A 25,271-nucleotide genomic window follows, 5' to 3' on the forward strand; every position below is an offset into this window, starting at 1 on the left:
CGCCGGGATTCCCCGATGGGGGCTGCGGTAAAGCTCAGCGCCTGCCGAGCTCGCGCAGCACCTCGTCGGTGTGCTGGCCGGGCAGCGGTGCGTGGCTGCGGATCGAGGCGGGGGTGGCCGAGAAGTTCATCGGCACCCCGATGGCCCGGTAGGAGCCTTCGCTGGGGTGCTCGGCCAGGTCGAGCAGGTGGCCGCCGCGGACGTAGTCGTCGGCCGCCGCCTCGTCGAGCTTGAGCACCGGGCCGACGGGGATGCTGTGCTTGGTGCACACGTCGATCCACTCGGCGGTGGTGAGGTTCGGGGTGACCGACTCGATGAGCTCGGCGAGCGCTTCGCCGTCGTTGATGGCGTCCAGGATCTCGCCGTTGACCCGCGGGTCCGCCGCGAGGTCGGAGCGCCCGGCCGCGTGGAACAGGTCGCGGCAGTTCTCCGGGCTGTAGGGGATGATCATCGCGTAACCGTCCTTGGTGGGACGGGCGCGGTGGCCCTTGTTCATCGAGGGGGCGAACCCGGTCGGTCCCATCGGCGGCTCGAACGCGGCGCCCTGCAGGTGCTCGACCAGGTTGAACGCGAGCAGCGTGTCGGCCATCGGTACCTCGACCAGCTGACCCTCACCGGTGGCGCGCTGGTGGTGCAGCGCGGCGAGCGCGGTGTAGGCGATGGTCAGCGCCGCGACCTTGTCGGCGAAGATGCTGGGCAGCACGACGGGCGCGCCGATGTCCCCGGACCGCGCGGCGAGGTCCAGCAGCCCGGACGCGGCCTGCACGGTCTCGTCGTAGGCGGCGAGGTCGGCGCGGTCGGAGTCGGGGCGGAAGCCCTGCGCGTGCGCGTAGATGAGGTGCGGGAACCGCTCGGCGAGGCTCTGGTGGTCCATTTCGAGCCTGCGCAGCGCGCCGATCCGCATGTTGGTGATGAGGATGTCCGCGCCGCCGATGAGCTCCAGCGCGGTGGCGTGGTCGGCTTCGTCCTTGAGGTTCAGCGCCACGCTGCGCTTGTTGCGGTTGACGTTGAGGTTCAACGGCGTCATGCCCGGGGTGCGGTGCAGGGTGCCGTTGCGGACGGTGTCCTTCGGCGACTCGATCTTGATGACGTCGGCGCCGAGGTCGCCGAGGATCTGGGCCGCGTACGGGCCCATCACCACGGTGGCCATGTCGATGACCCGGACACCTGCCAGCGGACCGGTCCGGCCCGAGGTGGCGGGTGCGTCGGCGGGGGCTGTCATGGCTGCGGAGTTCCTCTCGCGCGGATTCATTAGCTTCACTAACGACGCTACGAGCGGGTTCGGCGAGCGGCAATCGATCGGTGCGCCCGATCGGAGAACAACGGCGTGACCGCCGCGGTCATACCACGACAGCGCTCTGACCAGGGATTTCGCCCTCCGGTCCCGCGGTCTGTCGGTGCCGCCGTCCACAATGATCAGCACACCGCACGAACCGAGGAGGCGCAGTGCTGACCACGCCGGGATTCCCCGCCGGAACGCTCGACGACGAGGGCTGTCCGGTCTGGACGACGTCGCTGTACGGGCCCGACCACCTGATGTTCTACCTGGTGCGGGACCTCGAACCCGCCGCCGCGCTGGAGGTGCTCGGCGCCGACCCGGCGCGGGCCGTGCCCTGCCCGCTGCCCGCCGAAGCCCCCGCCGAGCTCGACGCCCGCTCGCTGCCCGCCACCGTCCTCGACTCCGAAGCGGAGACCGTGCTGCTGGCCGGGCGGGTGCGCGGCTGGACCTTCGTCATGGACGACGCCAACACCACCGAGGACCTCGGCGACGACCCCGCCACCGCGCTCTCCGCCGCGGCGGGCGGACCGGCGGTGTCGCTGCACATCGACATCAACGCCCTCAACCGGCTCTGCTACGCCGAGGGCGGGGCAGCGGTGTTCAGCACCGACTTCGACAACGTCGAGAGCGACGTGGCCGAACTGCCCGCCGACGCGCCCGCGGCCGTGCGTGCCGCGATCGACGCGGCCGGGAACCTCGACGAGCTCATCGAGGACGACCAGGACGACCAGGACGATCCGACGAGCCGCGACTTCGCGTTCCTCGACCGCCTGGCCTGCGCGCTCGCCGGTGCGAACTGGACCTACGACGAGCTCCGCGCCGCCGAACCCATCGCCGTCGAACTGGACTGAGCCGGGACCGCGCCGGTCAGGAGAGGGCTTCGAGGGCTCCGGCGACCAGATCGGCGAGCTCCCCGCCCGGCTCGGCGCGGTCCGCGCGCCAGATCAAGCCCGTCGCCAGCACCGGGTCGATGTCCGCGAACGGGAGCACCACCACCCGGTCGTGCTCCCACGGGCGGCCCATCTGGTTCTGCGGGTCCAGCATCGAGATCGCGAACGCCCCGCCGTTCGCCACGAACTCACCGGTGCCCGAGTAGTCCCTGGTGCTCAGCGTGGTGCGGCGGTGGATGCCCGCCGCGGTCAGCTGCACCTCCAGCTGGTCGAAGTACGTCGGGGACAGGCCCGAACCCGGTCGCGCGTAGACGTGGCCGGTCAGCTCGGACAGCGACACCGACTCGCGGCCCGCGAACTCGGCGGCGGGCAGCACCGCGCCCAGCGGTTCCCGCATCACCTCGCGGACCTCCACGCCCTCCGCGTGCGCGGGCAGGTGCACCAGCGCCAGCTCCAGCTCGCGGCGCCGAACCTGCTCCACCAGGTCCAGGCTGCCGCCCGGCCAGCGCCGCACCTCGCAGCCCGCCGTGCGGTCGAAGTCGCGCAACCGGTCCCGCAGCCGCGGGTGCAGGCCCGGCGGCACGCCCACGTGCACGATGCGCTGCTGGGTGCCCAGCTCCTGGCGCAACCGGCCCGGGATGTCGTCGAACCGGGTCAGCACCTCGGTGGCCAGCGGCAGCAGGGCGCTGCCCGCCGCGGTGAGGTTCACGCTGTGCGAATCGCGGTCGAACAGCCGGACGCCCAGCTCGCGCTCCAGGTCGCGGACCCGCCTGCTCAGCGGCGACACCGCCATGTGCAGCTGGCGCGCCGCCTTCGAGAAGCTCAGGTTCTCGGCGACGGCCGCGAAGTAGCGCAGGTGGAACACCTCCATGTGCCGCAGCCTATTACCCCGTTCGGCCACGCCCCGCCCCGCCCGATCAGCTGGTGATGTCCTTGCGCCGGAAGCTCCAGTGCGCCAGCAGCACGAACACCGCCGCGTACACCAGCGACGAGCACGCCCCGTTCGCCATGCCCGTCCAGTCGACCTCCTCGGCCAGCAGATCGCCCCACGCGTACGCGTAGTGCGTCGGCAGGAACGAGCGCAGCCCGCCCAGCGCCGAGATCTGGTCCAGGATCTGCGACAGGATCGACACCAGTACCGCGCCGCCCACCGCGCCCAGCGGCGCGTCGGTGCTCACGCTCAGCCACAGCGCCAGCCCGGCGACCCAGCTCAACTGCACCGCCAGGTACAGCACCGCCAGCACCAGGGTCAGCAGGCCCACCGGGAACGACAGCACGCTGCCGCTCGGCGTCACCAGCTCACCCGTGCCGTACCAGAACAGGCCCGCCGCCAGCGCCATCGCGGGCAGCAGCGCGATCCCCAGCAGCGACAGCAGCGCCGCCACCACCGCCTTCTGCCGCAGCAGCCGCCCGCGCGGCACCGGTGCGGCCAGCAGGTAGCGCAGGCTCGACCAGGAGGCCTCGCTGGCCACCGTGTCGCCGAAGAACAACGCCACCACCAGGACCAGCAGGAACCCTCCCGAGGAGGACACCGCGAACGCGGTGAAGTTCAACCCGCCGGAGGTCGCCATCCCGGACAGGTCCGCGGTCCGCGGCACCGAACCGTCGTCGCCGATCTCGAACGCGGCGAGCAGCAGCAGCGGCAGCAGCACCAGGAAGCCCAGCGCCAGCCGCGTCCGCCGCCTGCCCGCCTGCCGGGCCAGCTCCACCCGCACCGGCAGCGTCCGGCGCACCTGGTAGCCCTGCACGCTGCCGTCGGGCTGGGTGGGGTCCTGCGCGCTGACCGGCAGCGCGGCCGCGGTCTCCTCGTCCGCCGCCGGGGGCGGGTCGACGACCGCGGCCGGGATGCTCTCGACGACGCCGGTGCCGGGTCGCCCGCCGGTGGGGCGCTCGGTCCCGTCCGGCCCCGCGGGCCTCGGGTCGTCCGCCCCCGCGGACCTAGGGTCGTCCGGTTCGGCGGGCCGAGGCGCGTCCGGCCCGGCGGACCGGGGCTCGTCCGGTTCCCAGGTGGGGCTGGTCCAGTCCCTGGGGGAATCGTCGCGGGGTGCATAGCCGTCGCGGTACCCGTGCTCGCCGTGGCGTTCGGCATCGCCGCGATGCCGACCGCCGTCGTGGTCCGGGCCCGACCGGCCGGAACCGGCGGCCTCCGGTACCGGGAGGTCGAGGTCCAGGTCGTCGGGGACGGCGTCCGCCCGCTCCGGCGGCACGTCCCAGGTGAGCTCGGCCGGGTCGACGTCGCGCTCACCCGGTGGATCGTCCGGCAGCATCGCGTCCGAACCCCACAGCTGGCCGCGCGGCTCGGCGGAATCCCCGCCGAGCAGGCCGCCGGACTCCAGGGCGCGGGCGATCGCCGCCCGGTGCCGCTCGGACTCCGACGACAGCGGCTCGGTCTCCCGCCCGCCCGCGTCGGCCCACGGCTCGTCCGCCGAGGAGTCCGGGGCCGCCGGCCCGCTGGACCGTTCCGGCATCAGCGCTGCTCCTCTCCGACCAGGTTCAGGAATGCGTCCTCCAGCCTGCGCCGCGGACCCACCTGGTCCACCGCCACCCCCGAGATCACCAGCGCGTTCACCGCGATCGACCGGTCGTGCCCGCGCAGGTCGGCGTGCACCAGCTCGCCGTCCACCTCCACCGCGCCGAGCCCTTCCAGCGCCCGCAGCGCCGCCGCGGCCCGCGCCGGGTCGTCGACGCGGAAGGTGGCCTGCCCGTCCACCGACACGACGTCGGCGACGCTGCCGGAGGTGACCACCTCGCCGCGGTGCATCACGATCACGTGCGTGCAGGTCTGCTCCACCTCGGACAGCAGGTGGCTGGACAGCAGCACGCAGCGGCCGGTCGCCGCGTAGCGGCGCAGGATCTCGCGCATCTGGTGGATCTGCGGTGGGTCCAGCCGGTTCGTCGGCTCGTCCAGCACCAGCAGGTCCGGCAGCCCGAGCATGGCCTGCGCGATCGCCAGCCGCTGCTGGGTGCCCTGGCTGAACGTGGCGGTGCGCCGGTGCGCGTGCTCGCCGAGGCCCGCGATGTGCACGACCTCGTCGAACCGGGCCTGCAGCATCGGCCTGCCGGTCGCCGCCCAGTAGTGCTTCAGGCTCTCCAGCCCGGTCAGGTGCGGCGGGAAACCGGGGGACTCCACCAGCGACCCGATCCGGGACAGCACCGGAGCGCCCGGCTCGACCCGGTGCCCGAAGACGCGGACCTCCCCGGACGTCGGGTGCAGCAGTCCCAGCAGCAGCCGCAGCGTCGTCGTCTTGCCCGCGCCGTTCGGGCCGAGCAGGCCCACGATCTGGCCGCGCTCCACCCGCATCGACACCCCGCGCAGCGCGGTGACCTTGCGCGGGAACGTCTTGGTGAGCTCGCTGATCTCCAGCGGCGGGCCGGTGACCTCGGCCTCCGCGGCGGGCGCGTAGCCGCGCCGCAGCCGGGTGAACAGCCAGCCGAGCCCGCCGAGCAGGGCGACCGCGGCGATCCCGGAGACCGGGACCACGGGGAACGTGCCGCCGGTGGTGCTGGTGCCCTTCACCGACGGCACCGACAGCGCCCGCGGCCCCGCCAGGTCCACCCGGTGCACCGCGGTCGCCGTCGGCACCGCGTAGGCCTGGTCGGTGGTGCTCACGGCGAGCTCCAGCCGGTGCCCGCTCTCGACCGAGTGCACCACGCCGGGCAGCGCCACGTTCACCTCGACCGGCGTGCCGTCCGGGCGCAGGCCGGTCACGTGCATCGGGGCGACCGAGTCGCCGAGCAGTTCGCGGCGGCCCTCGCGGTCCACGTCGTAGAGCTTCGCGAACAGCACCGCGTCCCCGGTGGTGGGCTGGCCGGGTTCGGCGGCCACCGACAGCCGGGTCTGCGGCACCCCGGAGATCAGCATCCGGGAGGACATCGGCTCGGTGCCGAACACCGCGACCTGCCGCGGCAGGTCGTACGGTTCGGCCCCGCGGCCCTGCTGCCCCGGCAGCGAGCTCAGCGCGCCCGGGGTACCGCCCGGCGGGTTCAGCACCGTGGTGGCCTGCCCGCGCAGGTCCAGCGAGAACCGCGGGGTGCGGTCCGAGTGCACGCCCGGGTAGTCGGGGGCGGACACGGTGCGCACCGGCACCTCGCCGTCCGCGCGGGCGGTGCCCGCGATGTCGAACCGGAACCGGTCGCCCGGCGCGGGCGCCCCGCCGGCGCCCAGGTGGAAGGCGAACCAGTCGGCGATCCGGGACTGCACGCGCGGCCCCGGCGCCGCGCCGTCGTGCCCGCCCGCGAACCACAGCACGCTCACGTCCCCGCCTGCGGCGGCGATCTGGCGCGCGTTCGCATCGGCCTGGTCCAGGCCGAACAGGGTGTCCTGGGTGCCCTGCGCCAGCAGCGTCGGGATGCGGATGTTCCCGGTCACCGAGCTCGGCGACACCGAGGCGAGCAACCGCCGGGTCGCGGGGGAGGCGCGGCCGGTGCGCGCCAGCTCGCCGTACGCGGCGCACACGTCCGGGGCGAAGTTCCCGCAGGCCACCGAGGAGCCGTCGGCGGGCGCGGGCCCGCCCGGGTTGAACAGCCGGCCCGCCCAGGCGCGCCGGAACACGCCCTCCGGGCCCGCGGTGCCGTGCGCGGGCGTGTCGGCGGGGGAGTCCGCGCCGCTCGCCGCGTTCGGCAGCAGCGCCTGGCCGAGGTCGTTGTAGGTCATCACCGGCGCGATCGCGTCCACCCGCGGATCGCTGCCCGCCACCAGCAGGCTCAGCGCGCCGCCGTAGGAGACGCCGGTGAACCCGACCCGCGGGTCGCTCTCGCCGTCCCGCTGCACCTCCGGCTGCCGCGCCAGCCAGTCCACGATCTGGTGGGCGTCGGAGACCTCGTAGTCCGCGGCGTTGAGCCGGATCCGCCCGCTGCTGCCGCCGAAGCCCCGCGCCGAGTAGGTCAGCACCGCGAACCCGCGCCGCACCAGGTCCCGGGCCTGCGCATCCGCGTCCGTCTTGTCCCCGCCGATGCCGTGCGCGATCACCACCGCGGGCGCCGGAGTCGCAGCGGGCGCGTAGAGGGTCGAGTCGATCTGGATGCGCTCCCGGCCGCCCGGCCCGTCCTGCACGTCGATCAGCGCCTGGCGCGGCGCCGGCGCGGCCGGGGTGGGGCGCTCACCGGACCAGAGCGCCGCCAGCCCTGCGATCAGCAGCACGACGATCACGATGAGCAGCAGGAACGGCCTGCTGCGGCGGGGGAGCGGGGGCACGGGCCCGACAGTAGGGGAAAGAGGCGGCAACGGTTTCATCCTGAGTCGGGTCAGGGCGAAGACGCTATGAAGCAGCAACCGAACAGAAATCCGGCCGTCCGCCGCGGCGTCACCCTCGCGATCGTCGTGTCGTTCGGTGCACTGCCGCATCCCCGAGTGCGGGCGCGGTGATCATAACCGCGTCCCGCGCCACGTCCATCGCCCGTTCGTTCGAGCGCCGCTGGTTCGGGCGATGGGATTGCTCACACGCAGATACCGGTACCCCGGTTCGGGTGGTCCTGTGACCAGGGCATTGCCCCGACCGGTAGCTCGCCGTAGCCTTCCGGCTGCATTCGGGGCGATCAACCCGGGCTGGTGTTCGAAGCAGTGCATAAGTGACAATCTTGGCAACGTTGTGGAGGGGAGTATTCCTTCGCGGCGGCATCGTCATCACGGCCCCACCGGTTGCCTCGAAGCCCCCGTTGGGACCCGGTGCCGTCGACCGGTCGGAAACATCGCCGGTGGAAGAGACCTCCGGTCCCGGCGCACGCCCTGAACCGGAGGTAATCGATGGGTGCCGAGCTGACCTTGGTGGCGCAGCAGGCTCAGAAGACGGCCGACTCCTTGAACGTTCACTGGTGGGTCTGGGCGGCGACGCTGGGCGGTCTCGCCTTGCTGCTGCTGATCGACCTGGTGATCGTCGACCGCAAGCCGCACGAGGTGACCACCGGCGAGGCCGCTCGGTGGGTGACCTTCTACATCGCCTGCGCGATCGTGTTCGGCATCGGTGTGTGGATCTTCGGTGATCAGCATTTCGCGATCGAGTACTTCACCGGGTACATCACCGAGTACTCGCTGAGCGTCGACAACCTGTTCATCTTCATGGTGATCATGTCGAGCTTCGCGGTGCCGACGATCCACCAGCACCGGGTGCTGCTGATCGGCATCCTGCTGGCGCTGGTGATGCGCGGCGCGTTCATCGCGGTCGGTGCCGCGCTGATCGAGCGGTTCGTGTGGGTCTTCTTCGTCTTCGGAGCGTTCCTGATCTGGACCGCGATCGGCATGATCCGGAACAAGGACGAGGACGAGGAGTACAAGGAGAACATCGTCGTCCGGTGGGTCCGGAAGGTCTTCCCGGTCACCGACGACTACCACGAGACCAAGTCCGTGGTGAAGATCGACGGCAAGCGGTTCCTCACCCCGATGTTCGTGGTGATCGTCGCCATCGGCAGCGCCGACCTGCTGTTCGCGGTCGACTCCATCCCGGCGATCTTCGGCATCACCCAGGACCCGTTCCTGGTGTTCGCCGCGAACGCCTTCGCGCTGATGGGCCTCCGGCAGCTGTACTTCCTGCTGGGCGGGCTGGTCGACAAGCTGGTGTACCTCAACGTCGGGCTGTCGATCATCCTCGGCTTCATCGGCATCAAGCTGGTGGTGCACGCGCTGCACGAGTACCACGCGGTTCCCGAGTGGCTGGACATCAACAACTGGATGTCGCTGGGCGTCATCATCGGCGTGCTGGTGATCACCACGGTGGCCAGCCTGGCGAAGGCCCGCAAGGACGAGGCGGCGACGGCTCCGGCGGAGCCCGAGACCAAGCCCTGATCGCGCTCGGCGGCCGCCGCCGACGAGATCGAGACCGCGAACCGCGCGGCATCCCGACGACCGGGGTGCCGCGCGGTTCCGCGTTCGGGGCCGGTCGGCGCGGATCAGTCCGCGGGCATCGCGTAGTCCTGCTGGCGCCACGCCTCGTACACGGCCACCGCCGCCGAGTTCGCCAGGTTCATCGACCGGATGCCCGGCAGCATCGGGATCCGCACCCGATCGGTGATCCGGTCGGAACCGGAGATCTCCGCGGGCAGGCCCGTCGACTCCGGGCCGAACAGCAGCACGTCACCCGGCCGGTAGCGGACCTGCTCCAGCGAGGTCGTCGCGCCCGTGGTGAACGCGAACACCCGCTGCGGGTCCAGCTCCGCCAGCAGCGATTCCCAGTCCTCGTGCACCCGCAGCACCGCCCGGTCCCGGTAGTCCAGGCCCGCCCGGCGCAGCCGCGCGTCCTCCACGCCGAACCCCAGCGGCCGCACCAGGTGCAGCGCGCAGCCGGAACCGGCCGCCATCCGGATGGCGTTCCCCGTGTTGCCGGGGATCTCGGGGTGGTAGAAGACGACGTCGAACACGCGGGGTCCTTTCACGTTCGCTGCCCGCCGCATCGTAGTGACCCCGTCCGCGCCGCCCGGATCGCCGACCAGGTGCGCGGGCCCGTCGCCGTGCTCTGGTAGAGAAGTGCGCATGGCGGGGCGCGGGACCAACACGACGACGAAGGCCGAGCGCACGGCCGCACCCGCGCTGCCGGTGGCGAGCGTGCTGGTGGAGGTGTCGCTGCCCGCGCACCTGGACCGCACCTTCGACTACCTGATCCCGGACCGGCTGCACGAGGCCGCCGTCGTCGGCTGCCGGGTGCGGGTGCGGTTCCGCGGCAAGCTCGTCGACGGATATCTGCTGGAGCGCAAGGAGAACTCGGACTTCACCGGCACGCTGCAGTGGGTGGACCGGGTGATCTCTTCCGAGGTGGTGCTGCCGCCGCGGCTGCTGGAGCTGTGCCGCGCCGTCGCCGCCCGCTACGGCGGGATGCTCGCCGACGTGGTGCGGCTCGCCGTGCCGCCCCGGCACGCGCGCGCCGAGAAGCAGACCGCCGAACCCGCGCCCGCCCCGGAACGGCCGGACGTCGCCGCGTGGCAGCGCTACCAGCACGGCCCCGCGCTGCTGGAGGCCGTGCACGCGGGCAAACCGGCCCGCGCGGTGTGGCAGGCGCTGCCCGGGGAGCAGTGGACCGACCGGCTCGCCGAAGCCGCCGCCACGGCCGCGTCGGCCGGGCGGGGCGTGCTCGTGGTGGTGCCGGACCACCGCGACGTCACCCGGCTGCACGCCGCCTGCGCTCGGGCGATCGGGGAGGCCGGGGTCGTCGCGCTCACCTCTGAGCTCGGGCCGGGGGAGCGGTACAAGCGGTGGCTGGCGGTGCTGCGCGGCGCGGTGCGCGTGGTCATCGGCACCCGCGCCGCCATGTTCGCTCCGGTGCACGACCTCGGGCTGGTCGTGGTGTGGGACGACGGCGACGCGATGCACAGCTACCCGCAGATGCCCTACCCGCACGCGCGGGACGTGCTCACCCACCGGGCGCACGCCGCCGGGGCCGCGGTGCTCGTCGCCGGGTTCGCCCGGACCGCGGAGGCCGCGCTGCTGGTGGAGACCGGTTGGGCGCAGCAGGTCGTCGGCGCGCGCGAGCAGGTGCGGGCCGCCGCGCCGCGGGTGGTGGCGATCGGCGCCGACGACACCCAGCTGGCCCGGGACCCGGCGGCCCGCGCGGCCCGGCTGCCGTCGGTGGCGTTCGACGCGGCCCGCGCGGCGCTGGGCGCCGGGGCTCCGGTGCTGGTGCAGGTCCCGCGCCGCGGGTACGTGCCCGCGCTGGCCTGCGGGGACTGCCGGGAGCAGGCGCGCTGCCGCCGCTGCGCCGGTCCGCTGGGACTGCCCGGCGGGACCGAGGACGGGGCGCCGAAGCCGGCGGCCTGCCGCTGGTGCGGGGCCGCGGAGGCCGCGTTCCGCTGCGGGTCGTGCGGCTCGCGGCGGCTGCGGGCGATCGCGATCGGCGCCGGGCGCACCGCCGAGGAACTGGGCCGGGCGTTCAGCGGCGTCGCGGTCCGCACCTCCGGCGGCGGGGAGATCTTGTCCAGCGTGCCCGCGAAACCGGCGCTGATCGTGTGCACGCCCGGCGCCGAACCGGTCGCCGACGGCGGCTACGGGGCGGCGCTGCTGCTGGACGGGCGCACCCTGCTGTCCCGCCCGGAGCTGCGCGCCACCGAGGAGACGCTGCGGCTGTGGTTCGCCGCGGCGGCGATGGTGCGGCCCGCGCAGGACGGCGGCCGGGTGGTGGTGATGGCCGATTCCACCCTGCAACCGGTGCAGGCGCTGGTGCGCTGGGACCCGGCCTGGCACGCGTCGATCGAACTGGCCGGGCGCGCCGAGCTCGGCTTCCCGCCCGCGATGCGGGTCGCGGCGGTGGACGGCACGCCGGACGCGGTGAACGACCTGCTGGACCACCTGGAACTGCCCGGCACCGGCGAGATCCTGGGGCCGGTGCCGCTGGGCGAGGTCGACGAGGACGGCGGTTCCGAGCAGGAACGCGCACTGGTGCGGGTCACCCGTCCGGAGGGGCGCGAGCTCGCGGCCGCGCTGCACGCGGCGCAGTCGACCCGCGCCTCCCGCAGGCCGGCCGAACGGGTCAAGATCAGGGTCGATCCGCTCGAACTCCTCTGAGCACCCCGCTCCACCCGAGGTGAGTGGCCCATTCGCCCCATGACGCTGGGCGAATGGGCCACTCACCCGGTCAGTAGCGGTAGAGGTTCGGCAGGTTCGGGGCCGGATCCGCGGAGGCGGAGTTCGGCGCCGAGATCCGGTCCGGATCGCCGTCGGAGGTGTAGCGCGATTCGGGGTCGCCCGCCAGCTTGTCCAGCCACTGGGTGGACCCGTACTCGGCCTCCTCGCCGGTGGCGGCCTGCGAGCGGATCCGCGGGATGTTCTGCCCGTCGAAGTCCGCGTCGAACGGGGAGCGCGCCGGGTTCGAGCCGACGAGGAACACCGCGTCGTGGTGGTAGGTCACGCCCTCGGCGCTCCCGTCCGCGGCGAGCGCCTCGTCGTCCGGGTGCACGCCCAGCGGCAGCGCCAGCGCGCGCACCGGCACGTCGGGCAGCACCTCGTTGATCTCCCGCTGCATGCCGGCGATCTGGTGCTGCGCCTCCGCGGAGCTCACCTGGCCGAGGTTGGGGTGTTCCAGGGTGTGGTTGCCGACCTCGAAGCTGTGCTCGTGCAGCCACGGCAGCGTGGTCTTCCCGCCCGGGTCCTCGAACGGCGGGTCGAACACGAAGAAGGTGGCGGTGGGGCGGAACTCGGGGTGCTCGGCGGCGGTGTCGAGCAGGATGCGCACCGCGGTGTCCGGCGCGGGCTGCCCGGCGCCGTCCAGGGCGAACTGGCCGGTGGAGCCGTCGTCGAAGGTGAGCACCACCGGGTGCCTGCCCGCGGGGATGTCGATGCGGCCGCTCGCGTACTCGCTCGCGGTGATCGGCGTGTAGTCCTCCGCGGCGAGCCGTTCCAGCTCGGCGCGGAAGTCCTGCGGGGTGCGGTCGTAGACGCTGCTCGGCTCGGTGGTGATCCGGTGGTACATCAGCACCGGGACCTTGCCGAGTTCGTTGGCGTGCACCGATTCCGGCGCCGGCGGTGGCGGCGGTGCCGGTGGCGGGGGCGGCGGAGCGGCGACGTCAGGGGTGTCGGGGGCTGGGTCCTGGGTGCTGCACGCGGCACCGGACAGGGCGAGCAGCGCCACCGCCGTCACGGCGCAGGTGCGCTCGATCACGCTCAACATCGGTTCGCACGTTAGTGCAGTTTTGGGCCGATGTGGATACTCAAAGTCACTTGTTGATCTCCGCGTTATTACCTGGAAGGGTGGCGCGAACATTCGACCGGCAACGTAACGTGTTCAGTTGTCCGGATTCGCCGACGTCGGGGAGGCGAAAGCTGTGACCGAACCTGCGCCCGAAGGGGCCCCAGGACCAACGAAACCCAGCCGTGACAACGGAATCGGCGGCATCCCGCAGTGGGCCGTCGTCGCCGTCGCCGTCATCGTGCTGCTGATCGCGGGGTACGTGCTGCTCCGCATGTTGTCCACAGAGGACGTGCGGGTGGACGGGCTGCCGTCGCACCCGGTGCGTTCCGAGGCGACGGCCGATGGATCCATTCAGATCCGCTCCGAACGCGCCGATTCCACCGTCCTGCTCGACGGGAAGCCCGTGCCCACCACGCCCCAGGACGGTGCGGTGGCCGTGCACGCGGCCGACGTGCCCGATGGCTCCCACGCGCTGGAAGTCATCACGCCCAGGGCGATCTCCTGGCTCGGCTCCGCCAGCACCACGCACGAGTTCACAGTGGACAGCGAGCCACCGGAACTCCAGGTCGAGGATTCGCTGCGGCCCGAGAAGCTCGGCGAACCCGTCACCGTCACCGGCAAGGCCGCGGGCGCCGACCAGGTGACCGTCGCGGGCAAACCGGTCCGGCCCGGTCCGGACGGCGCGTTCTCCGCCGTCGTCGACAGGCCGGAACGGGAAGTCCAGGTCGTGGCCACCGACCTCGCGGGCAACCGCGCGGAGCGCACCATGACCGTGCACATCAAGCACCCGGGCATGCGCGCCGTGCACATGACCGGGCTCGCCTGGACCAGCGATTCGCTGCGCGAACCCGTGCTCGAACTCGCCAGGCAGGGCCGCATCGACACCGTCGAGCTCGACATCAAGGACGAAAGCGGCGAGATCCCCTACGATTCCGCGCTGCCCGAGGCCAACCGCATCGGCGCCGTGAAGAACTACTACGACGCTCGCGAAGCCCTCGACCAGTTGCACGGCATGGGCGTGCGCGTCGTCGGACGGCTCGTCGCCTTCAAGGATCCGGTGCTCGGCGAGGCGTCCTGGCGCGAAGGCCACCGGGAACGGGTCGTGCAGACCGCGGGCGGGCAGCCGTGGAGCAGCGGGTACGGCGACTTCGCGTTCACCAACTTCGCCGACCCGGCGGTGCGGCAGTACAACATCGACCTCGCCGCCGAGGCCGCCTCGCTCGGCTTCGACGACATCCTCTACGACTACGTGCGCAGGCCGGACGGCGGCATCGAGAAGATGCGCTTCGCCGGGCTGCACACCACGCCGGAGCAGGGCATCGCGGACTTCCTCCGCGACACCCAGACGGCGGTCCGCTCGAAGGGGGCGCTGCTCGGGGCGTCGGTGTTCGGCATCGCCGTGGACCGGCCCACTCAGATCGCCCAGGACATCCCGCGGATGGCGAAGTACGTGGACTACATCGCACCGATGGTCTACCCGTCGCACTGGGGGCCGGGCGAGTTCGGCGTCGACGACCCGAACACCCAGCCCTACGACATCGTGCAGCGGTCGCTCGCCGAGTTCGCCAAGGCGGTCGAGGGGACCGACGTGCAGATCATCCCGTGGCTGCAGGACTTCAGCCTCGGCGCCAGCTACGGGCCCGCCGAGGTGGCCGCGCAGATCAAGGCCGCGGAGGACGACGGCATGCCGTCGTACCTGCTGTGGGCGGCGAACTGCCGCTACCACGGCGACGCGCTGGTACCGCAGAAGCCGTAGCCGCACCCGCGGTCGCACCGGAGTGAACGGACCGTTCGTCCCACCTCGTCGGACGAACGGTCCGTTCACTCGTATCCGCATGAGTGAGCTGCGCGAGATCGTCTCGGCGTGGGGTGTGGGGAACGGTCGTCCGGTGTCGTCGGGCCAGCGGTCCGTGCTCCCGGGCCGCGCAGTTGATCTCGGTCCGCCAACGATGACCCGTTCGTGTTGTCGAGGCGGCTTTCGCTCGGCACAGTGACGGGCACTCGGAGATCGGAGGCACTCGATGGTGCGAGCACGACCCGTTCGGATCACCCTGGCGGCGGTCACCTCCTGTGCGCTGATCACCCCGATGGCCCAAGCGTCCCCGGCCCCGCAGCCGCCGCCGGTGCCACCGAAATCGCCGGAGGCCGTCGGCTACGGCGGCGCCGTCTCCAGCGTCGACCCGGACGCCACCCGCGCCGGCATCGACGTGCTCCGGGCCGGCGGCACCGCGGCCGACGCCGCCGTCGCGGTCGCCGCGGCGCTCGGCGTCACCGAGCCCTACTCGGCGGGCATCGGAGGCGGCGGCTACTTCGTGCACTACGACGCGGCCACCGGCGAGGTCTCCACCCTCGACGGCCGCGAGACCGCCCCCGCCGCCGCGCACCCCGAGATGTTCCTGCAGGACGGCGAGCCGATCCCCGCGGCGGAGGCCATCACCAGCGGTCTCGGCGTCGGCGTGCCCGGCACCCCCGCCACCTGGGAGCAGGCGCTGCGGCGGTGGGGGAACAAGGATCTGGGCGAGGTGCTGCGGCCCGCCGAGCGCCTCGCCGCGGACGGCTTCGTCGTCGACGACACCTTCCGCGAGCAGACCGCCGCCAACCAGGAGCGGCTCAGCGCGTTCCCCGCCACCCGCGACCTGTTCCTGCCCGGCGGGCAGCCACCCGCCACCGGGAGCACGTTCCGCAACCCGGACCTCGCCGCGACCTACCGCACCCTCGCCGACGAAGGCCTCGACCCGCTGTACCGCGGCGAGATCGGCGCCGACGTGGTCGACGCGGTGCGCAACCCGCCGGTCGACCCGGCGGCCGGGCGCACCGTGCGGCCCGGCGGCATGACCGCCGAGGACCTGCGCGACTACCGGATCGAGGAGCGCGACCCGACGCACGTGTCGTACCGGGGGCTCGACGTGTACGGGATGCCGCCGTCGGCCTCCGGCGGCACCACGGTCGGCGAGGCGCTGAACATCCTCGAAGGCACCGACCTGGGCGCGCTGGACGAGGCGCAGTACCTGCACCACTTCCTGGAGGCGAGCAAGATCGGCTTCGCGGACCGGAACCGCTGGGTCGGCGACCCCGCGTTCGGCGACGTGCCCACCGCGGAGCTCACCGGCCAGGAGTTCGCCGACTCCCGCGCCTGCCTGATCACCCCGGACGCCGCGCTGCCCGCCCCGGTCGCCGCCGCCGATCCGCGCCACCCCACGCCCTGCGCGCCGCGGCCGCCCGCGCGCGGCACCACCCCCTACGAGGGGCCGAACACCACGCACCTCACCGTCGCCGACCCCCGCGGGGACGTGGTGTCCTACACGCTGACCATCGAGCAGACCGGCGGCAGCGGCATCACCGTGCCGGGCCGCGGGTTCCTGCTCAACAACGAGCTCACCGACTTCTCGTTCACCCCGGCCACGCCCGGCGAGCCCGACCCGAACCTGCCCGAGCCCGGCAAGCGGCCGCGCAGCTCGATCAGCCCCACCGTCGTGCTGCGGGACGGCGCACCGGTGCTGGCGGTCGGCAGTCCCGGCGGCGCCACCATCATCACCACCGTGCTGCAGGTGCTGACCGAGCGGATCGACCGCGGCCTGCCGCTGGTGGAGGCCATCGCGCGGCCGCGCGCCTCGCAGCGGAACTCGCCGAGCACCGAGGCGGAGGCGGAGTTCCTGGCGCTGCCCGAGGCGGAGAAGCTGCGCGCCCTCGGCCACGAACTCGACCCGTCCGCGGAGATCGGCGCCGCGACCGGCGTGGAACGGCTGCCCGACGGCCGCTGGCGTGCCGCCGCCGAAACCACCCGGCGCGGCGGGGGAGCCGCCGAAGTGGTCCTGCCCGCCCCCTGACCCGGCCGTTCGCCGGGGAAGACCCGGTCGTCCGCTCCGCCGAGCGAGCCGAGCCCGGAGCAGGGGGGGCGCGGGTGAGCGCCCGGTCGGAGGGCGCGGGAGCGACGACTAGACTCGCCGGGTCCCGCCGCCGAGCCCGACCGGGGAGCCCGAGTGACCGTCCAGCCCGTCCGCCTCTTCGGCGACCCCGTCCTGCGCACCCGCGCCGACGAGGTCGTCGACTTCGACAAGGAACTGCACGGCCTCGTGCGCGACCTGTGGGACACGATGCACGAGCAGGGCGGGGCCGGGCTGGCCGCGCCGCAGCTCGGCGTCGGGCTGCGCGTGTTCACCTACCGCTGCGACGGCTTCGAAGGCCACCTGATCAACCCGGGCTGGGAGGTCGTCGGCGAGGAGATGCAGGACGGCCCCGAAGGCTGCCTGTCCATCCCCGGCATGCGCTGGGACTGCCTGCGGCACAAGCGCGTCGTCGCGCGCGGCTGGAACATGCACGGCGACCCGGTGGAGATCGAGGGCACCGACCTGCTGGCCCGCTGCATCCAGCACGAGACCGACCACCTGGACGGGGTCCTGTTCGTGGACCGGCTCGACGCCGAGACCCGCAAGCGGGCGCTGCGCGAGATCCGGCAGGCCGACTGGTTCGACGGGCAGGTGCCGGTCGTCAAGGAGAGCCCGCACCCGCTGTTCGGGAAGCGCTGACCATGCGGATCGTCTTCGCGGGCACGCCCGAACCCGCGGTGCCCGCGCTGCGCGCGCTGCTGGACTCCGCGCGGCACGAGGTCGCCGCCGTGATCACCCGGCCGGACGCCCGCGCCGGCCGCGGCCGCAAGGTGCTGCGCTCCCCGGTGGGCGCGCTCGCCGACGAGCACGGCGTCGAAGTCCTCACGCCCGCGCGCGCCACCGACCCGGACTTCCTGGCACGGCTGGCCGAACTCGAACCCGACTGCTGCCCGGTCGTCGCCTACGGGGCGCTGCTGCGGCAGCAGGCCCTCGACATCCCGCGGCACGGCTGGGTGAACCTGCACTTCTCGCTGCTGCCCGCGTGGCGTGGCGCGGCGCCGGTGCAATCCGCGATCCGGCACGGCGACGAGATCACCGGCGCCGCCACCTTCCACCTGGTCCCCGAGCTGGACGCTGGGCCGGTGTACGGGGTGGTCACCGAGCCGGTGCGCGACACCGACACCTCCGGCGCACTGCTGGACCGGCTGGCGATCTCCGGCGCCGACCTGCTCGTCGCCACCCTCGACGGCATCGAGGACGGCAGACTCCAGGCCCGGCCGCAGCCCGCCGAAGGCGTCAGCTACGCGCCGAAGGTCACCCCCGAGGACGCCAAGGCCGACTTCGCCGCGCCCGCGCTCGCCGTGGACCGGCTGATCCGCTCCGCCACCCCCGACCCGGGGGCCTGGGCCTGGTTCCGGGACGAGCGGTTCAAGCTCGGACCCGTCACCCGCACCGAGGAGACCGGGCTCGCACCCGGCGAGATCGACGTGCAGCGCCGCCGGGTGCTCGTCGGCACCGCCACCGAAGCGGTGCAGCTCGGCGAGGTGCAGGCCCAGGGCAAGAAGCGCATGGCGGCCACCGACTGGGCGCGCGGAACCCGCATCGAGCAAGGAGAACGTCTGCAGTGAACGACGACCGCCCCCGCCGTCCGTCCCGGCCCCGCGGCAGCCGCCCGCCGCAGCGCGGCAAGAGCCCGGCCCGGCCGCCCGAGCAGGACCCGGCGCGGATGGCCGCGCTGGACACGCTGCGCGCCGTGCGCGAACGCGACGCCTACGCGAACCTGACGCTGCCCGGCCTGCTGCGGCAGCGCAAGATCAGCGGACGGGACGCGGGCCTGGCCACCGAACTCGCCTACGGCGCTTGCCGGGCCAAGGGGCTGCTCGACGCGGTGATCGCCGACTGCAGCGGCCGCGACGTGTCCGAAGTGGACCCGATCACGCTGGACGCGCTGCGGCTCGGCGTGTACCAGTTGCTGCGCACCAGGATCCCGGCCCACGCCGCCGTGTCCTCCACAGTGGACATCGTGCGCGGTGAGGCCGGTTCGAAGCTCGCCGGATTCGCCAACGCCGTGATGCGCCGCGCAGGCGAACGCGACGAACAGCAGTGGATCGAACGGCTCGCCCCCGACCGCGCCACCGACCCCGTCGGCCACCTCGCGCTGCGCCACGCGCACCCGCGCTGGATCGCGCAGGCCTTCGCCGACGCGCTCGGCGACACCGGCGACGAGCTCGCCGCCGCGCTCGCCGCCGACGACGCCCGGCCGGCCGTGCACCTCGTCGCCCGGCCCGGCGAGATCAGCGCCGAAGAACTCGCCGCCATCACCGGCGGCGACGAAGCGCCCTACTCGCCCTACGGCGTGCACCTCGAAGCGGGCGCGGGCGACCCCGGCGACCTCGAACCCGTGCGCGAAGGCTTCGCCGCCGTGCAGGACGAAGGCAGCCAGCTCACCGCGCTCGCCCTCACCCGGCCCGACCTCACCGGCGGCGACACCCGCTGGCTCGACCTGTGCGCCGGGCCCGGCGGCAAGGCCGGACTGCTCGGCTCGCTCATCACCCTCGACGGCGGCACCCTCGACGCCGTCGAGCAGTCCGAGCACCGCGCCGAACTGATCCGCAAGGTCACCCGCGACCTCGCCGTCACCGTGCACGTCGCCGACGGCCGCGAACCCGGGCTCGAACCCGGCTACGACCGGGTGCTCGTCGACGCGCCCTGCACCGGGCTCGGCGCGCTGCGCCGCAGGCCCGAGGCGCGCTGGCGGCGGCAGCCCTCCGACGTCGCCGAACTCGCCAAGCTGCAGCGCTCGCTGCTGCTGTCCGCCGTCGGCCTCACCCGGCCCGGCGGCGTCGTGGCCTACGTCGTGTGCTCCCCGCACCTGTCCGAGACCGAAGGCGTCATCTCCGACGTCGTCCGGCGCAGCGGCGCGGAACTGCTCGACGCGCGCGAGGCGTTCCCCGGCGTGCCCGACCTCGGCGACGGGCCGACCGTGCAGCTGTGGCCCCACAAACACGGCACCGACGCGATGTTCTGCGCGCTTTTGCGGGTGTCCTGACGTACTCCTGTTGATCGGGGGCGGGTGGCGGAACCTCAGCGGTTCCCTCGCTGCGGGATCTTTTTCACAGGTGGCTCCGCCACATGCGAGAAAGCTGTCCTCGCGAGGGAACCGCTGAGAACCCGCTGCGGCGCCGGTTGGTCAGGTGGTCGGCGGGTCAGCGGCTTCGCCGCTGAGATGATCACATGATCAACTGACCTTCCGCGTGCGTCAGGCCGCTTCGCGGTGGGCCGTCGGGCGGAGGTGGGGTGGGCCTTCCGGGGCTCGGGGAGCGGTGGAGGTGTCGTCCGCCGCGTGCGGGCCGTCGGCCGCGGTGCGGTCCGCGTCCGCCGGGCCACCGCCGCCGGTGCGGTGCACCGCGAACAGCAGGCCCAGCCCCACGAGCAGCAACGCGTGCGACGCCACCCGCTCCACCGTCGCCGCCCCGATCACCAGGTCGTGCACCGAGAAGCCCGCCAGCGCCGCCACGAACGCGCTCAGCACCGGCAGCACTCCCGCCACCGTGCGATCGCGCCACGCCGCCCACAACATCCCCACGCCCAGCGCCAGGTTCCACGCGGTGCTCTCGTTGAACAGGTGCGCCGCCATGCCCGGCCCGCCGTGCACCTCGTGCCCGTGCACCCCGATCAGCCCCAGCAGCTGACCCAGCGCGAGCAGGATCTGCGCCACCGCCGTCAGCGCCAGCGCCCCGCGCGCCACACCGCGCCAGCGGCCCGGCCGCTCCGCCGCCGCCAGCACCGCCCCCGCCAAGTCCGGGGTGGGCGTCACCGCCCGCACCCGCAGGTGCCGGGTCAGCTCGCCCGCCTCGGCCTGGAAGGCCCGGCAGGCCGCGCACGTCTCCAGGTGGGCGTCGACCTCGGACTCCGGAGCCTCCGGCCGCTCCCCGTCCAGCAGAGCCGACACCGAGGTCCGGCATCGTTCACAGTTCACAGTCAGATTGTCGGCCGAGCAGGGGGAGGAGTTCCCGGCGGGGCTTCGACTAGTCTCGACCACCGTGACGCACTCGGAGGCCGAAGACAGCCGTGTGACCGAGCTCGCGCTGGCCGCCGGGAAGGGCGACCGCCGCGCCCTCGAAGAGCTCGTCCGGGCCACCCAGCGCGACGTCTGGCGGTTCCTCGCGCACCTCGCGGGCGTGCCCGCCGCGGACGACCTCGCGCAGGAGACCTACCTGCGGGCCATGCGGGCCGTGCGCACCTTCCGCGGCTCCTCCTCCGCGCGCACCTGGCTGCTCGCCATCGCGCGCCGCGTCGTCGTCGACCAGATCCGCTCCGAACGCGCCCGGCCGCGCACCGTCACCGCCGACTGGGTGCAGGCCGCCGAGCGCGGCGGGCGCACCGGGCGCGGTTTCGAGGAACTCGTCGAGGTCAACGTCCTGCTCGACGGGCTCGACGCCGACCGGCGCGAAGCGCTCGTGCTCACCCAGGTCCTCGGGCTGACCTACCAGGAAGCGGCCGAGGTGAGCGGCTGCGAGATCGGCACCGTGCGCTCCCGCGTCGCCCGGGCCCGCGAGAACCTGCTCCACCGCACCCGCGGCCAGGACACCGGCACCGGCTGAGCCCGGGACCGTCCCCGGTCGTGCGGGGCGATCGAACCACCAGCAGCGGAGGACGACATGCCAGGCACACCGGTCGAAGTGCACCGCACCGGCGAGCACACCTTCACCGCCACCAACGGCCGCGGTGGCGAGGTCACCATCGGCCGCGACGGCGCTCCCGACGCGTTCACCCCCGGCGAGCTGCTGCTCGCCGCCATCGCCGGGTGCTCCGCCGTCACCAGCGAGAACCTGCTGGTGCGCCGCGCGGGCGAGGACGCCGACATCGCGGTGCACGCCGACCGGGACAAGACCGCCGAGGACCCGAACAAGTTCTCCGCGGTGCGGGTGCGCTTCGACGTCGATCTGAGCTCCGTCGCCGACGCAGACCGGGCGAAGCTGCTCGATGCGGTGGAACGCGCCGTCGAGCGGTACTGCACCGTGTCCCGCTCGGTCCAGGAGGGCACTCCTATTTCTTTGGAGCTGCCTCGGTGACGGTGGTGGTCGGCTGGCGGAACCTCAGCGCCCTCCTCGCTGCGGGATCGTTTTCACCGGTGGCTCCGCCACAGGCGAAAACGCTGTCCTCGCGAGGAGGACGCTGAGAACCCGCGGGTGGTCGAGCTGCGTGCTGGGTCGCCGCTCATCGGCTTCGCCGCTGACAGAATCAACGGCAACCGCTGTGTGCGGGCGGTGGCGGTCCGACGCTGGTGAGTGGGCCGTTCGGCCTGCCCGGGCGGGCGAACGGGGCATTCGTGCCGGGGAAGCGCTGCGGTGGGGAGACTGTCGCGTGCTCCCGGATTCGCCGTCGTTAGGGTGCTGTGCGCGCGAGTGCGCGCCAGGCGAGGAGGCGGCGAGTTGGAACCAGCGGGAACGGACCCGGAGCGGGCTGCGGACGGCGGCGGGCTCCGCCGCGACCTGAGCAGCCGCCAGGTCGGCATGATCGCCATCGGTGGAGCGATCGGCACCGGGCTGTTCCTCGGCTCCGGACTCGCCATCAACATCGCGGGCCCGGCCGTGATCATCGCCTACGCGGTGGCCGCGTTCGCCGCGCTCGCCCTGGCCTACGCGCTCGCCGAGATGGTCGTGGTGCACCCCGAGGCGGGCGGGTTCGGGCCCATCGCGCAGCGCTACCTCGGTGGTCTGGCCGGGTTCGTGCAGCGGTGGATCTACTGGGCCGCGCAGGTCGTCAACATCGGCAGCGAGGTCGTCGCCGCCGGGCTCTACGTGCAGTTCTGGTACCCGCAACTGCCGCTGTGGCTGCCCGTCGTGGTGTTCTCGCTGATCATGCTGGCGATCAACGCCTCGGCGGTGCGGTTCTTCGGCGAGTTCGAGTACTGGTTCGCGCTGATCAAGGTCGTCACGATCGTCGTGTTCGTGCTGCTGGGCATCACCTACATCGTGTTCGGCCTGCCCGGGCGCCCCGCCACCGGCGTCGACGCGCTCACCGAGCACGGCGGGTTCCTGCCGAACGGGATCGGCGCGGTGTGGCTGGCGCTGACCGTGGTCACCTTCTCCTACCTGGGCACCGAGGCCGTCGCCGTCACCGCCTCCGAGTCGCGGAACCCGCGCCGCGACGTGCCGCGGGCGGCGCGGAACATGGTGCTGCGGCTCGGGTTGTTCTACGTGCTGGGCATGCTGGTGGTCGTCTCGGTGCTGCCGTGGAACCAGGTGTCCACGGAGGAGGACGTGACGCAGAGCCCGTTCGTGGCGCTGTTCGCCACCGCGGGCATCCCGGCCGCCGCCGGGGTGATGAACTTCGTGGTGCTCACCGCGGCGCTCTCGGCGATGAACACGAACCTGTACGTGACGGCGCGGATGACGTACTCGCTCGCCCAGGACGGCTACGCGCCGAAGTGGTTCGCCGGGTTGAGCCGGCACGGCGCGCCGCAGCGGGCGCTGCTGCTCTCCGCGTGCGGGCTGGTGCTGGCGGCGGGCATCTCGGTGTTCGCCGAGTCCACCGCGTTCCCGCTGCTGCTGGGGCTGGCGCTGTTCGGGGCGCTGATCACCTGGCTGCTCATCTTCGCCAGCCATCTGGCGTTCCGGCGCAAGCGGGCCGCCGCGGGACTGCCGGCATCGCCGGTGCGGCTGGCCGGGGCGCCGGTGACGACGGTGCTGGCGATGGTGTTCGTGGCGGCGGTGCTGCTGACGACGCCGTTCACCGAGCAGTTCGACACCGCGTGGAAGGCCGGGGTGCCGTTCCTCGTCCTGCTGTGCGCGGCCTACTACCTGTTGCGCCGCCGGGCCGCCGGCCGCTCGTGATCCGCGCCCGGGGCCCGGGCGGCGAGCGGCCGCCGCCGGGGCGCGCGGGCGGTTCCCCCGTCGGGTCGACGCGGGCGCGGGTGGCGTGCGGGTGAGATTTACACTCCCGCATGTGTCGAACCAGCCGATGATCGCGCCCTCCATCCTGTCCGCGGACTTCGCCCGTCTCGCCACCGAGCTCGACGCCGTCAAGGGCGCCGACTGGGTGCACGTCGACGTGATGGACGCGCACTTCGTGCCGAACCTGACCCTCGGACTCCCGGTCGTCGAGTCGCTGCTCAAGGCCACCGACATCCCGCTGGACTGCCACCTGATGATCGAGAACCCGGACCGCTGGGCGATCGGTTACGCCGAAGCGGGCGCGCACAACGTCACCGTGCACGCCGAAGCCGCCGAGGACCCGGTGAAGATCGCCAAGGACCTGCGCGCGGCGGGCGCCAAGGCCGGGCTGTCGATCAAGCCGGGCACCCCGTTCGACCAGTACGTCGAGGTGCTCAAGCACTTCGACACGCTGCTGGTGATGTCCGTCGAACCCGGCTTCGGCGGCCAGAAGTTCATCACCGAGGTGCTGGAGAAGGCCCGCGCCGCCCGCAACCTCGTCGACACCGGGCACCTGAACCTCGTCGTGGAGATCGACGGCGGCATCAACGCCGACACCATCGAGCAGGCCGCCGAAGCCGGGGTCGACTGCTTCGTCGCCGGTTCCGCCGTCTACGGCGCCGACGACCCGGCCCGCGCCGTGGAGGCGCTGCGCGCCCAGGCCGCCCCGAACTTCGCGCACGCCCGGAAGTGACCGCCGCGACCGCGGACCCGGTGCGCGCCGCGATGTTCGCCGCGCTCGCCGCGAGCGAACGCGTCCGCGGCAGCACCAGCCCGAACCCGCCGGTGGGCTGCGTGGTGCTCGACGCCGACGGCGCCGTCGCCGGGACCGGCGCGACCCAGCCGCCGGGCGGGCCGCACGCCGAGGTGATGGCGTTGCGCGCCGCCGGGGACCGCGCCCGTGGCGGCACCGCCGTGGTCACGCTGGAGCCGTGCGCGCACACCGGCCGCACCGCGCCGTGCACCACGGCGCTGCTCGCGGCCGGGGTGGCGCGGGTGGTGCACGCCGTGGCCGATCCGAACCCGCAGGCCGCGGGCGGCGCCGAAGTGCTGCGCGCCGCCGGGGTCCGCGTCGAGTCCGGCCTGCTCGGCGAGCAGATCGCGCGCGGCCCGCTGCGCGCCTGGCTGCACTTCGCCCGCACCGGCCGCCCGCACGTCACCTGGAAGTACGCGGCGAGCCTGGACGGGCGCTCGGCCGCCGCGGACGGCAGCAGCAAGTGGATCAGCTCGGCGACCTCGCGCGCCGAGGTGCACGAGCTGCGCGGCAAGGTCGACGCGATCCTCGCGGGCACCGGCACCGTCCTCGCCGACGACCCGCAGCTGACCGCCCGCGAAGCCGACGGCGGCCTGCGCCCGCACCAGCCGCTGCGCGTCGTCGTCGGTGACCGCGAGGTGCCCGCCGGGGCGCGCGTCTTCGACGACTCGGCCGCCACGATCCGGCTGCCCGGCGGCGACCCGGCGGCCGCGCTGGCCGAGCTCGGGCGGCGCGGCGTGGTGGACGTGCTGCTGGAGGGCGGGCCGACGCTGGCCGGGGCGTTCGTCGCCGCCGGATGCGTCGACCGGGTGCTGGCCTACCTGGCGCCCGCGCTGCTCGGAGCCGGTCCCGCCGCGCTCGGCGATGCCGGGGTGGCGAGCGTCTCCCAAGCATGGTGGTGGGACATCGAAGAGACCACGATGAGCGGACCGGACGTGCGCGTCAGCGCCGTGCCCACCGGTCGCTGAGGAGGAAG

20 protein-coding genes are annotated in these 25,271 nt (G+C 73.4%); 13 read left to right on the forward strand and 7 right to left on the reverse strand.

What is annotated here, in order from left to right; translation table 11 throughout:
• Window positions 1–34: 34 nt before the first annotated feature.
• The gene (locus AC29IT_RS09330; RefSeq protein ID WP_358445519.1) at window positions 35–1,222 is read right to left on the reverse strand and encodes a CaiB/BaiF CoA transferase family protein; all 1,188 of its coding nucleotides are present in this window, start codon (window positions 1,220–1,222) and stop codon (window positions 35–37) included.
• Window positions 1,223–1,446: 224 nt separating this feature from the next.
• On the opposite strand from AC29IT_RS09330, the gene AC29IT_RS09335 reads away from it, so the two are divergent.
• On the forward strand, window positions 1,447–2,130 hold the full coding sequence (locus tag AC29IT_RS09335; RefSeq protein ID WP_488218439.1) for a DUF6461 domain-containing protein: 684 nt from the start codon (window positions 1,447–1,449) through the stop codon (window positions 2,128–2,130).
• A gap of 16 nt (window positions 2,131–2,146) precedes the next feature.
• On the opposite strand, the gene AC29IT_RS09340 is transcribed toward AC29IT_RS09335, so the two are convergent.
• From AC29IT_RS09340 to AC29IT_RS09350, 3 genes are all read right to left on the reverse strand, one after another.
• The gene (locus tag AC29IT_RS09340; RefSeq protein WP_488218440.1) at window positions 2,147–3,040 is read right to left on the reverse strand and encodes a LysR family transcriptional regulator; all 894 of its coding nucleotides are present in this window, start codon (window positions 3,038–3,040) and stop codon (window positions 2,147–2,149) included.
• A 46-nt stretch (window positions 3,041–3,086) separates the two neighbouring features.
• Complete coding sequence (locus tag AC29IT_RS09345; protein ID WP_488218577.1) at window positions 3,087–4,016, reverse strand: ABC transporter permease; 930 nt, start codon at window positions 4,014–4,016, stop codon at window positions 3,087–3,089.
• Window positions 4,017–4,636: 620 nt separating this feature from the next.
• Complete coding sequence (locus tag AC29IT_RS09350; protein ID WP_488218441.1) at window positions 4,637–7,402, reverse strand: alpha/beta fold hydrolase; 2,766 nt, start codon at window positions 7,400–7,402, stop codon at window positions 4,637–4,639.
• Window positions 7,403–7,912: 510 nt separating this feature from the next.
• On the opposite strand from AC29IT_RS09350, the gene AC29IT_RS09355 reads away from it, so the two are divergent.
• A complete protein-coding gene (locus tag AC29IT_RS09355; RefSeq protein WP_488218442.1) occupies window positions 7,913–8,947 on the forward strand; it encodes a TerC family protein in 1,035 nt (344 codons plus the stop codon).
• 104 nt (window positions 8,948–9,051) lie between these two features.
• Here the strand turns inward: AC29IT_RS09355 and AC29IT_RS09360 are convergent, their stop codons facing one another.
• Window positions 9,052–9,519 carry a tRNA (cytidine(34)-2'-O)-methyltransferase gene (locus AC29IT_RS09360; RefSeq protein WP_488218443.1) on the reverse strand — a complete coding sequence of 156 codons (468 nt, stop codon included), beginning with the start codon at window positions 9,517–9,519 and terminating at the stop codon, window positions 9,052–9,054.
• Window positions 9,520–9,631: 112 nt separating this feature from the next.
• Here AC29IT_RS09360 and AC29IT_RS09365 point away from each other — a divergent pair, with 112 nt between their 5' ends.
• Window positions 9,632–11,653: a primosomal protein N' gene (locus AC29IT_RS09365; RefSeq protein WP_488218444.1), complete on the forward strand. Its 2,022-nt coding sequence runs from the start codon at window positions 9,632–9,634 to the stop codon at window positions 11,651–11,653.
• Window positions 11,654–11,723: 70 nt separating this feature from the next.
• On the opposite strand, the gene AC29IT_RS09370 is transcribed toward AC29IT_RS09365, so the two are convergent.
• Window positions 11,724–12,755, reverse strand: a complete 1,032-nt coding sequence (locus AC29IT_RS09370) for a polysaccharide deacetylase family protein (RefSeq protein ID WP_488218445.1) — start codon at window positions 12,753–12,755, stop codon at window positions 11,724–11,726.
• A 292-nt stretch (window positions 12,756–13,047) separates the two neighbouring features.
• On the opposite strand from AC29IT_RS09370, the gene AC29IT_RS09375 reads away from it, so the two are divergent.
• The 5 genes from AC29IT_RS09375 (at window position 13,048) to AC29IT_RS09395 (ending at window position 19,652) form a co-directional block, all read left to right on the forward strand.
• Window positions 13,048–14,532 (forward strand): putative glycoside hydrolase, encoded by a 1,485-nt coding sequence (locus AC29IT_RS09375; protein WP_488218578.1) that lies wholly within the window; start codon window positions 13,048–13,050, stop codon window positions 14,530–14,532.
• Window positions 14,533–14,797: 265 nt separating this feature from the next.
• A complete protein-coding gene (gene ggt / locus AC29IT_RS09380; RefSeq protein ID WP_488218446.1) occupies window positions 14,798–16,603 on the forward strand; it encodes a gamma-glutamyltransferase in 1,806 nt (601 codons plus the stop codon).
• A gap of 153 nt (window positions 16,604–16,756) precedes the next feature.
• The gene (gene def, locus AC29IT_RS09385; protein ID WP_224962695.1) at window positions 16,757–17,302 is read left to right on the forward strand and encodes a peptide deformylase; all 546 of its coding nucleotides are present in this window, start codon (window positions 16,757–16,759) and stop codon (window positions 17,300–17,302) included.
• Window positions 17,303–17,304: 2 nt separating this feature from the next.
• Entirely contained in the window at window positions 17,305–18,231 is a 927-nt protein-coding gene (gene fmt, locus AC29IT_RS09390) for a methionyl-tRNA formyltransferase (RefSeq protein ID WP_488218447.1), read from the forward strand.
• Entirely contained in the window at window positions 18,228–19,652 is a 1,425-nt protein-coding gene (locus AC29IT_RS09395; protein WP_488218448.1) for an RsmB/NOP family class I SAM-dependent RNA methyltransferase, read from the forward strand. Before fmt ends, AC29IT_RS09395 begins: the two co-directional genes overlap by 4 nt.
• Before the next feature lie 210 nt (window positions 19,653–19,862).
• On the opposite strand, the gene AC29IT_RS09400 is transcribed toward AC29IT_RS09395, so the two are convergent.
• The gene (locus tag AC29IT_RS09400; protein ID WP_488218449.1) at window positions 19,863–20,582 is read right to left on the reverse strand and encodes a zf-HC2 domain-containing protein; all 720 of its coding nucleotides are present in this window, start codon (window positions 20,580–20,582) and stop codon (window positions 19,863–19,865) included.
• A 64-nt stretch (window positions 20,583–20,646) separates the two neighbouring features.
• Here AC29IT_RS09400 and AC29IT_RS09405 point away from each other — a divergent pair, with 64 nt between their 5' ends.
• The 5 genes from AC29IT_RS09405 to ribD all read left to right on the forward strand — a co-directional run bounded on the left by AC29IT_RS09405 (window position 20,647) and on the right by ribD (window position 25,263).
• Entirely contained in the window at window positions 20,647–21,207 is a 561-nt protein-coding gene (locus AC29IT_RS09405) for a sigma-70 family RNA polymerase sigma factor (protein WP_488218450.1), read from the forward strand.
• A gap of 57 nt (window positions 21,208–21,264) precedes the next feature.
• Window positions 21,265–21,678: an OsmC family protein gene (locus AC29IT_RS09410; protein WP_488218451.1), complete on the forward strand. Its 414-nt coding sequence runs from the start codon at window positions 21,265–21,267 to the stop codon at window positions 21,676–21,678.
• 360 nt (window positions 21,679–22,038) lie between these two features.
• Window positions 22,039–23,442: an amino acid permease gene (locus AC29IT_RS09415; protein ID WP_358440588.1), complete on the forward strand. Its 1,404-nt coding sequence runs from the start codon at window positions 22,039–22,041 to the stop codon at window positions 23,440–23,442.
• 127 nt (window positions 23,443–23,569) lie between these two features.
• A complete protein-coding gene (rpe, locus tag AC29IT_RS09420) occupies window positions 23,570–24,235 on the forward strand; it encodes a ribulose-phosphate 3-epimerase (protein WP_358440705.1) in 666 nt (221 codons plus the stop codon).
• A gap of 32 nt (window positions 24,236–24,267) precedes the next feature.
• Window positions 24,268–25,263 carry a bifunctional diaminohydroxyphosphoribosylaminopyrimidine deaminase/5-amino-6-(5-phosphoribosylamino)uracil reductase RibD gene (gene ribD, locus AC29IT_RS09425; protein WP_488218579.1) on the forward strand — a complete coding sequence of 332 codons (996 nt, stop codon included), beginning with the start codon at window positions 24,268–24,270 and terminating at the stop codon, window positions 25,261–25,263.
• Window positions 25,264–25,271: the final 8 nt, after the last annotated feature.

The sequence above is a fragment of the Saccharopolyspora sp. MMCC62 genome (assembly GCF_057736575.1).